Raw genomic sequence first — 1,554 nt, 5'->3', positions numbered from 1 at the left:
CGTCGGCCTCCCGACCGTCATGTCCTGCGGGGGCCACCTGGATGAGCGACGCGGCCTGCGGCTGCCCTGGGTGGACATCGGTCCGCAAGACGCCGCCTTTCAAGCGCTGGTCCAGGAAGAGGAAGCGCTGCGCCAGGAGGTTTGCCTGGCTCATCAGCGTCTCTCAACGTTGCGCCAGCAGCAGGATTGTGCAGAGGCGCTCCTTACAGAGACCCAAAATCAGGTCTATGAGCTGGCCCGCCGCCTGCGTGCGACCCAGCGAGCGTTGGCCGTCCGGCAAATTCCTCTCCGCGCCAGGCTGGTGCAGTACCTGAGTCGGTTCTATGAGGGAAGGATGGTGCCTTTCGATCGCCGCCTGATCCTGACCACGGGGCTGTACACGCGCCTTCAGAACCAGGGAACCATCGACCTGTACCTGGAAGCCCCGCCGGAGCTTCAGCGCCAGAAGCTGGAGGAGTATCGCCAGGAGATGCGCGAGTTCACCGCCTTCCTGAAGCAGCTCTATTTCTCAGGCCAGACAGATCAGTATGAAGCATGAACCAGCTTGAAGGCCTCGCCTCGGGCCAGGAGGGAGCCGGTTTCGAACAGAAAGGAGACGCCGATGGAACCTCACGATGACTCATCTCTCCCGAATCCCGTCCGCCCACCGCAGCGCGGACGCTCGACCTACATCCTCGATGCCGAGAACGTTGGGGAGCTGGCCCGCCTCATGCAGCAGGATCGTCTGCTCACCGAGGCGATGGGGGGCCTGTTGCCCGAGGAGGGGATCAGCCTCCCTGAGACGGGCCGCGTCCTCGATCTGGCCTGTGGCCCCGGCGGGTGGGCCTTAGAGCTGGCCTTTCGCTTCCCCAAGGCGGAGATCATCGGCATCGACCTCAGCCCGGCGGTCGTCGAGTATGCCACCGCTCAGGCCCGCTCACGGGGCCTGGACAACGTCCGCTTCCAGGTCATGGATGTCATGGAGCCACTGGCCTTCGAGGATGGCTCCTTCGACCTGATCAATGGGCGGCTGCTGTGGGGCTTCATGCTGCCGGCGGCCTGGCCGCGGCTGCTCGCCGAGTGCCGGCGCCTGCTCCGGCCCGGGGGCATCCTGCGCCTGACCGGGATGGAGGAGCCGCTCTCCACCAGTCCGGCCTTTGAGCGGCTCATGGCCCTGGGCTGCCAGGCCCTCAAGCAGGCGGGCCAGAGCCTGTCTCCCGACGGGCGGCATCTGGGCATCACCCCGGTGCTGCCGCGGCTGGTGCGGCAAGCCGGCTTTCTGGAGGTGCGCCTGCGGCCCATCGTCATCGAGTGGTCGATGGGGACCCCCAGACACTACCCGGTCTTCAAGGACTTTCTCATCGGGCTGGAGCTGGTCCTGCCCTTTCTGGAACGCCTGGGCCTGGCGGCTCGGGCAGAGCTGGAGCGCCTGTATCAGCAGGCGGTGGCCGAGATGCAACAGGAGGACTTCTGTGCCCTGTGGTTCCTGCTGACCGTCTGGGGCCAGAAGCCGGGGCCGGTCCCCGAAGAGCCAGCAGTCAGAAGGGAGGCCCAGGCCCAGGCCGGAGCGGGAGC

At 66.5% G+C, this 1,554-nt stretch carries 2 protein-coding genes; both read left to right on the top strand.

Going from position 1 to position 1,554, the window contains the following annotated elements; translation table 11 throughout:
- On the top strand, positions 1-538 hold a 538-nt coding region (locus ACFMO7_RS01890), incomplete at its 5' end, for a hypothetical protein (protein ID WP_376793845.1).
- Positions 539-601: 63 nt separating this feature from the next.
- A partial coding sequence (locus ACFMO7_RS01885; protein ID WP_376793844.1) for a class I SAM-dependent methyltransferase occupies positions 602-1,554 on the top strand: 953 nt, incomplete at its 3' end.

Origin of the sequence: Thermogemmatispora sp. (genome assembly GCF_042408735.1) — a bacterium.
Lineage (GTDB): Bacteria > Chloroflexota > Ktedonobacteria > Ktedonobacterales > Ktedonobacteraceae > Thermogemmatispora.
The sequence above is the reverse complement of the archived record's forward strand: the minus strand, read 5'-3'. Positions and strand labels throughout refer to the sequence as shown.